The following is a 7,451-nucleotide window of genomic DNA, read 5'->3' as shown; positions in this document are numbered from 1 at the left end:
CCCCCCCCCCCCCCCCCCCCCCCCCCCGCTTTTCTCATAAATCAGCCGCTATAAGGGCCTTCTTCCACAAACTGAGAATTGTATTTGCTGTAGGCCGTGTGCCGCAGCAGATAATCCGCCCATTCTGCATAACCGGCCGGGTTCATATGAATTCCGTCAGACGTGGCCGTATTCCAAACGTAATCGCCACGCAGGCAGCCACTGTCATCCACCAGAGCTTCCTGCACATTCACAAAGTAGAAACCGCGTTCTACCGCCATCTTCGCAATTTGATCGTTCAACTGGCGCAAGTGATCATTTGCGAGCCGCGGTTTTTTCACTTCCTCTTCTGCCGTGACCGGCGTAATGCTCTGCACATAGATGGGTACCTCGGGGAATGTCTGCCGCAGCCAATCCATCAATTCGCCGTAATAATGCAGGAAAGCATCATCTTCCTGCGCAAGGACCGCATTGGTCCCCAACAGCAAATAAATGTTATCCGGCTGTTCCGCCGCAATGGCGTCTTTGGTCACTTCTTCCACGCCGTTGTAATTGTTGGCCGTACCGCCGTCCAAAATAAATTTCGGGCTGATGCTCTTGTAGGCATGCACAATGGCCACATCCCTTGTGGGCTCATAAATGCCAAAGCCCTGTGTCAGAGAGTCGCCGATAAACAGCGCCGTACGGAAATATTCGGTGCTCAGTTTTCCGTTGGCCGGCAGCGCCAGCATTTGCGCGTTTTGCGTCAGCTCCAGCCCAACGTTGACCGTCCGTTCCAGCGGCACATTGGTGTTCCAGGTTTCCTGTTCCACAGGCTGCGGCTGCTGCGGTGTTTCCTGCTCCGGTTCTCCTTGCTCGGAAATCGTCTGAGTCGGCCATTCCAGCACCGGCTCTCCGTGAATCATTTTAACCATTGTGTAGGAAATTCCAAACAAAAGCGCCACAATCAGAACCGCCAGGCCAGCCTCTGCCAGTAAGATTCTGTTTCTGCGCCGGCGCGCACGCGCCTTGAATCCCCGATAGGTGTCCATAGTTTCTCCTCCAGATTGGAAGTCTGCATTGCAATCATCCCACATACAGCGGCGAACCCGGCAAATACGGGTTCCCCTGCCGGTACGCTGTGTGTGTGATCAAATATTCCCGCCAGGCGTTGTAGCCGGCATCGTTCAAATGGATACCATCTCCGGAAGCATATTCTGCCCGAAGCGCTCCATCCTCGCCTGCCAGCCCGGCGTACAGGTTTACGAAATTGAGTCCGCGCGTATATGCCATCTGTGCCAGTTGATCGTTGACCGACTGAATACGGGAAAGCGCATAGCTCTCATCCGCCGCCGCTTTCTCAGCAGAAACCGGCGGAATGGCCTGAATATAATACACCGTTTCCGCCGGAAGCTGCGGAAGCAGATAATCCAGGAAATCATTGTAATACTTGATGAATGCCTCATCTGTCAAATTTTGCAGCGAGTTGGTTCCCAGCAAAATATAAACCTTCCCTGCGTTGGCCGCCAGTATCTCGTCTATGGCGGACACCTGCTCGCCGTTGATGTTGGAAACCGTTCCCTGCATCAACTCCTTGGGACCTACGCCCACGTAAGCAGCATACGTTGCATTTTCAAAACTGCTGCTGTAAATCTGAAATCCCTGTGTCAAAGAGTCGCCGATGAACAGAGCATCGTCAAAATAGCTCATATCTACACGGCCATTTTCCCACAATGACACCAGAGAAGCCGTCACCGGCACAACTGCGCCTGCGTTTTCCTGTTTCTGCGGGCCCACAATTCCCGACTGCACCGGGACCTGTTCACCGGTTTGTTCCGATGCGGTGGACTGCGACGCAGTATCCTGTCCCTCCGGCTGCGACTGTGCAATTGATACAGAAGAAGAATCTGCCGCCGACAGCTTACCCGGCGCTTCGATCAACGCAGTAATGGGAATCGCCAAAAGCAGGATGACCACAAACGCCCCCAGAAAAAAGCCGCATCCGTTTCCTTTTTTCCGTTTTTTTCTGCCTCGCGGCGTCTGACGGGTGGCCGGCGCGGACGACCTTTTTTGCCCCGGTGGCGGCTGTGTTCTGCGCTGCCCCGAGCCAGGCTGTGGCGCGGGGCCGACAGGGATGGAAAAAATCTGTTCCTTTTTCCCAGAAGCTCCAGCGATTTTCTCCGGTTTCGCGGTATCAAAATCAAAAGGCTTTCTGGGCCTTTGGGCGCCAGCGGGCGGCCGTTGTGTTTTTCTTGGTTCCATACAGCGCCCTCCCCGCTCAAAAATCCGGGTTGCCTGCGCCATAAAAAGCACAACGCAGAGCATCCCAATTTAGATTTCATTATACCCCCTTTGTCAAATTGGTTCAACCTCTTTTCCCGGCGGATTTTGACGATGCGGCGCAAAAGGACGATTTTCATAAATGCCCTGTCTGAATGTTCAGTGGTCAAACCGCGAACGACCGGATTTCAATCCGCAAAAAAGTGCGCTCTTTTCGAGCGCACTTTCCATTTATTTCCTGAAAATTCAGCGGCCAATTTTGATATCCGCCAAATGTTCATAGTACTTTGCGATTGCACTGTGATCGCTTTGGCCGCAACCGTGGTTATGCAGCCACTGCAGCACCTCCTGTACACTGGCCGTCATTGGGACCGGTGCGCCTACGCTGTGCGCACACTCCAGTGCATTGTTCAAATCTTTGATGTGCAAATCAATTTTAAAGCCGGGTTTGTCATCGCCTTCCAGCATCATGGGGCCCTTTGCATTCATTACAGTTGACCCCGCCAGACCGCCCTGAATTGCCTGCAAAACCAGATGAGGATCTACTCCTGCTTTCTGCGCCAGGACAAACGCCTCTGCCAAAGCGCGAATATTGCACGCCACAATAATCTGATTGGCCAATTTGGTGGTATTTCCCGCACCGACTTCACCGCAATACGTGACAGAAGAGCCCATGGCTTTCAGCAACGGCTCAAACTTATCAAACACTTCCTTTTTGCCGCCTACCATAAAAGCCAGAGTTCCATCCACTGCTTTGGGCTCACCGCCGGATACAGGCGCATCCAGCATTTCGATGCCCAAGCCTTTTAATACTTCCGCAATCTCCTTGCTCGCCTGTGGATTGATGGAACTCATATCAATGAACGTTGTACCCGCTTTCATATGCTGTGCGACACCGTTCTCGCCCAGCATAACGGTTTTCACGTGCGGGCTGTTGGGAAGCATGGTCAGGACCACATCACAGCTTTCTCCGATTTCTTCATTGGATGCCGCTTTTGCACCCGCCGCCACCAGGGCACGTACCCGCGCTTCTTCCAAATCATTGACCGTCAGATCGTATCCTGCTTTTAAAAGATTGTTCGCCATAGGCGTTCCCATGATTCCCAGACCGATCAAGCCAATTTTCATTTTGCATTTCCTCTTTTCTTTTTAATTTCAAATTTCATAGAGAAATCAAAATCTTTGCTACATCTTCCGTTTTGTCTCGCAGCATCTCAAGGCCTCGCTGTGTTTCATCCAAAGGCAGAATTTGTGTGACCAGCGCATGCAAATCCAGTCCGTGGTTGATCTGCTGTGCAGCAACTGCAAAATCCTCAGATGTGTACGTCCACACACCCTGCAATTTTTGCTCCTTGTGCGCTAAATCATAAGCAACATACGGAATTGGCCGGGTGAGCGATGCTACCAGACGGATCTCACCACATTTGCGCGTCACCCTGGAAGCCTGATTGAGGATATCCTTCGCGCCCGCCGCCACCACTGTGAGAGCAGCACCTCCGCCAGTCTGTCGCAAAATCTCTTCTTCGGCATTTTCCTGCAACGGATCATATGCTGCTGCAGCCCCCAACCGAAGTGCCAATTCTCTGTTGAAAGGCGCGGTGTCCGTACAAATCACTTTGGAGAACCCCGCAATTTTTCCGGCTGCCACCAGACAGAGCAATCCGATGGTGCCCGCCCCCAGAATGACACAGCAATCCTCCGGGCCCGGCTTTGCATCCCGCAGCGCATGAACCGCAACAGCAAAAGGCTCTGTCAAAACCGCCGATGTGAAGGGCAGCGATTTCTCCATTCGGTACAAGCAAGACACCGGCGCCACAAAATATTCTGCAAACGTGCCATACCAGCCCGGTGTTCCCGGCACAGAAATTTTTTCGCACAAATTGGGTCTTCCCTGTCTGCACATAGCACAAGTCCCACAGCTGAGCTGTGGTTCCACTGTCACGTGTTCGCCCAATTGCCAGCCTTCCACACCTTCTCCCAAGGCTGCAATTTCTCCGGCCATTTCATGTCCCAAAATCGCGGGTAGCACACGAAAGGCATGTGTTCCGAGGAACAGATGCAGATCCGATCCGCAAATTCCCGCATTTCTTACACGGATCAAAACCTGACCTTTGCCAGGTTCCGGACGAGGAATGTCACGAATTTCTACCTTTCCCACCGAGGTTACAAACGCCGCTTTCATGGTTGCGGTCTTTTTATCCATCCACACGATTTTTTCTTTCTCCTTTCAAAAAGGCCGTCAAATTTTCAAGAGCAAGGCCCATCAATCTTTGGCGGCTTTCAAAAGCGGCCCAGCTGATGTGCGGCGTGATGATGCAGTTCGGCGCGTGCAGCAAAGGATTGTCTTCCTCGATCGGCTCTTTTGAAACAACATCCACCGCAGCCGCACGAAGTTTCCCATTTTTCAATGCCTCTGCCAAAGCCTCTTCATCCACCAGCTGTCCCCGGCTGTTATTAAGAAGAATCGCTCCATCCTTCATCTTTCCGATCGTAGTCCGGTTGATGAGCTTATCTGTATCGGGAAACAGCGGGCAGTGCAGTGCCACCACATCCGAACAGGCCAACAGTTCATCCAGCGTGACATATCGAACATTCATTCGCAGTGACAGGTCCGGGTGATTGTCGTATGCGAGCACCTCCATGCCCAAGGCCAGTGCAATGCGCGCAGTCGCCTGCCCAATACGGCCCAGGCCGACAATTCCCATGGTTTTGCCCTGCAACTCCATCAGCGGCATATCCCAAAAACACCAATCAGCGGAATTGGTCCAGCGTCCTTCATGTACCGCACAATCATGATGCGCTACGTGGCAGCAAATCTCCAACAGCATTGCAATCGCAAACTGAGCCACCGACTGGGTGCCGTAGGTGGGAATATTGGTGACGGCAATCTCCAGCTTCCGAGCGGTATCCACATCAACCACATTGTATCCGGTGGCCAGAACGCCGATATACTTGATAGCCGGACATGCCTTCATCATTTCTCCAGAAATTTCCGTCTTGTTGGTCAGAACAATTTCCGCGTTTCCAATGCGCGAAACAACTTCTTGCGGAGAAGTTCGGGCATAAACCTGCAGTTCGCCCAGCTGCTCAAATCCACTCCAACTCAAATCGCCCGGATTCTCGGTATATCCATCCAGAATAACAATCCGCATCATTGTGCACCTCCATCTTCCAGCAGTGCCCAGGCCCGCCGAATGACACGTTTTGTATTGGCCAGTACCACGTCCTCGTCTTCACCCGGCATGGGTTTCACTTCCAGTGACAGTACATAAGGCGCTTTTGCGTCAAAGAATCCTTCCTGCCGCAACACCCGGAAAAATTCTACCAACTGCTCCACATCGTTGGCACTGTTGGGATAGCCGAAACGCGGATGCTGATCACCGTATCCGGCACAGCCGGGCTTCACTACCGCATTGCCGATATGAAAATGCGTGATGTACGACCGCATGGTCCGAATGGCAAAACGGCTGGTTTCATAAGTAGTCGGAAAATGGGACAGGTCTACCAGGAGTCCAAAGTTTGCGTGTGTCATTCGCACATCGGACGCAAAACGAGCCGCATATGGTGCCGGTCCGATCAACGCCGCTTTGTCCATATTGTAATCGAACACTTCCAACTCTACATGCATTCCTTTTTCAGCGGCGTAATCACACACGTTGCGCGTGGTTTTCAACAGTTGAGCATAGGCCGCTTCACGCTGTTCCTCCGTCCATTTTCCCGCGAGAAATGCAATGCCGGAAGCCCCAAGAAAAGCGGCTTCGTCCACAGCTTCTGTCAATGCCTTTTCTGCGCGAATGCGCTCGCTCTCCTCCACAGCATTGGGATTCAACGCTCCCGCCAAAAGCGTCGGCTGCGCACCGTATCCTAACCACATATGGCTTTGCGCCAACAGCTGTCTGGCCTCTTCTCTCTGGGCAGAATCTTCAAAATGCCGAATCTCCAGTGCGCTAAAAAAGTCATCCGACGCAAAGTCCCGAATGGATTCCACCACATTCCGTGCCGGGTGGCTCATCCATTGGATGGTTCCTACGCGAAAATACTTTTCAATTGGCTCACGCATTTTTTCCACTCCTCTCTTCTCTTTGCAGTCGCTCGTTTGTTTCTTTCACCCGCTGGAGCATCTGGGGAATGCGAATGTGCTGCGGGCATTTCTCCAGACATTTGCCGCATCTGCGGCATTGCGCTGCGTCCTGTTGCGATATCTGCAGCGTTTTATATCGCAACAGCATGTCTTTCGGAGTTCGTGTAACCGCATAGCGGTTATAATGATTAAAACAGAGCGGAATGTTCACCTGAAACGGACAGGGCATACAGTAAGCGCAACCTGTGCAGGGAATTTCAATCTGTTTCATCAATGTGTCACGGACTGTTTCAATCACACGCTGTTCTTGTGTATTCAGCGGCGCAAACTGCTCCATGGTCCGAAGATTGTCTTCCACCTGATCCGGATGGGTCATTCCGCTCAGAACCACCTGAACCGCCGGCAATCCCGCAACCCAACGCAATCCCCAGCTGGCCGGAGACCGGTCCGGTGCCGCCTGGTAAAAGGCCCGAAATGCCGGTTGAGAAATATCCGCCAAAAAACCGCCTCGCAGTGGCTCCATCACAAACACCGGAATCTCGCGTTCCGCCAGAAGCTCATAGCAACGCTTGGAATCGATCAAATTCCAGTCCAGATAATTCAACTGAATCTGCACAAAATCAAAAGAATACGTATCTAAAATTTCACGCAACATTTCGGGCGTATCGTGGAAAGACATTCCCAAATGTCGAATTTTCCCCTGGTTCTGATAATCCCGCAGAGTTTGATAAATGCGGCTGTTTTTCAAACTTTTCCAATTGGCGCGCTGCACCGCATGAATCAGATAATAATCGAAATAGTCCGTTTCGCACCGCTGCAGCTGACATTCAAAAATTTCTTCAATCCGAGCTCCCGTCCGGTCTACGGAAAGTGGGAACTTATCCGCCAGATAATATTGTTCGCGCGGATATGGCCGCAGAAGCTTCGCCAGTGCCTGTTCCCCGTTTTGCCCGTGATAAACATATGCTGTATCGAAATAGTTCACGCCTGCGTCAATGGCTTTATCCATCATTTTCTGCGCCTGTTCCAGATCGATACAGGAACTGTCTTCATTCAGGCAGGGAAGACGCATGCATCCAAACCCCAAAACTGATAGGTTGTCTTCTCCTCCAAATCTCTTATATTGCATTTT

7 protein-coding genes are annotated in these 7,451 nt (G+C 52.0%); all 7 read right to left on the bottom strand.

What is annotated here, in order from left to right:
- Positions 1 to 41: 41 nt before the first annotated feature.
- Positions 42 to 1,010, bottom strand: coding sequence for a GDSL-type esterase/lipase family protein (locus WMO24_RS10455; protein WP_349216385.1), 969 nt, complete (start codon positions 1,008 to 1,010; stop codon positions 42 to 44).
- 34 nt (positions 1,011 to 1,044) lie between these two features.
- Positions 1,045 to 1,935 carry a GDSL-type esterase/lipase family protein gene (locus WMO24_RS10450; RefSeq protein ID WP_349216384.1) on the bottom strand — a complete coding sequence of 297 codons (891 nt, stop codon included), beginning with the start codon at positions 1,933 to 1,935 and terminating at the stop codon, positions 1,045 to 1,047.
- Between the two features lie 549 nt (positions 1,936 to 2,484).
- Positions 2,485 to 3,366: a 2-hydroxy-3-oxopropionate reductase gene (gene garR, locus WMO24_RS10445; protein WP_349216383.1), complete on the bottom strand. Its 882-nt coding sequence runs from the start codon at positions 3,364 to 3,366 to the stop codon at positions 2,485 to 2,487.
- Between the two features lie 34 nt (positions 3,367 to 3,400).
- A complete protein-coding gene (locus tag WMO24_RS10440) occupies positions 3,401 to 4,441 on the bottom strand; it encodes a zinc-dependent alcohol dehydrogenase (RefSeq protein WP_349216382.1) in 1,041 nt (346 codons plus the stop codon).
- A complete protein-coding gene (locus tag WMO24_RS10435) occupies positions 4,434 to 5,390 on the bottom strand; it encodes a D-2-hydroxyacid dehydrogenase (RefSeq protein WP_349216388.1) in 957 nt (318 codons plus the stop codon). Before WMO24_RS10435 ends, WMO24_RS10440 begins: the two co-directional genes overlap by 8 nt.
- The gene (locus tag WMO24_RS10430) at positions 5,390 to 6,298 is read right to left on the bottom strand and encodes a sugar phosphate isomerase/epimerase family protein (RefSeq protein ID WP_349216381.1); all 909 of its coding nucleotides are present in this window, start codon (positions 6,296 to 6,298) and stop codon (positions 5,390 to 5,392) included. The genes WMO24_RS10435 and WMO24_RS10430 overlap by 1 nt, the downstream gene beginning before the upstream one ends.
- On the bottom strand, positions 6,291 to 7,448 hold the full coding sequence (locus WMO24_RS10425) for an aldo/keto reductase (protein WP_349216380.1): 1,158 nt from the start codon (positions 7,446 to 7,448) through the stop codon (positions 6,291 to 6,293). The genes WMO24_RS10430 and WMO24_RS10425 overlap by 8 nt, the downstream gene beginning before the upstream one ends.
- Positions 7,449 to 7,451 lie beyond the last annotated feature (3 nt).

It is taken from the genome of Ruthenibacterium intestinale (assembly GCF_040096265.1).
GTDB lineage: Bacteria > Bacillota > Clostridia > Oscillospirales > Ruminococcaceae > Ruthenibacterium > Ruthenibacterium komagatae.
The sequence above is the reverse complement of the archived record's forward strand: the minus strand, read 5'-3'. Positions and strand labels throughout refer to the sequence as shown.